This window comes from Embleya sp. NPDC056575 (genome assembly GCF_042793325.1).
Taxonomy (GTDB): domain Bacteria; phylum Actinomycetota; class Actinomycetes; order Streptomycetales; family Streptomycetaceae; genus Embleya.
In genome coordinates this window covers 712-1,170 of record NZ_JBHTVA010000191.1, presented here as the reverse complement: position 1 = coordinate 1,170, position 459 = coordinate 712, and positions in this window count along the sequence as shown.

The following is a 459-nucleotide window of genomic DNA, read 5'->3' as shown; positions in this document are numbered from 1 at the left end:
CGTACCCTCTGCCCAGTTGTAGGCCCAGTCAGGAGAACCTGTGCCTGCACGCTCGCTTGTCACGCGCCGACCTTACGGCTGGCCGTGTACCGCCGCGAGATCAGTTCCGCTGGAAGTGAAGGGCCGGGTCTCTGACCTGCGGCCGTGTAATCGATCAATGCTGCGACCTGCGACTTGGCTGTCGGTGGTTGTCAGCGTTGGTCGTCGTTGAGCACCCCCGCACGGCCCAGAGGCGGCCCGAGCGGGGGTGTCGCGGTGTGCCCCTCGATGCGAACTACGGGCACGATGGTCGCTGAGGTCTGCGGACCTGGTGAAGGAGGTGTTGGCGGCCACCGCAGGGCGCTGGTGGCCAAGGAGGTTGCTGTAGCGCGGACAGCTACGACGTGCCTGAGCGGCCCGTGTTGTCGGTGGCGGAGGTTTTCGGCATGGCCGATGCCATGGCCCCGCGCTACCGGCTGC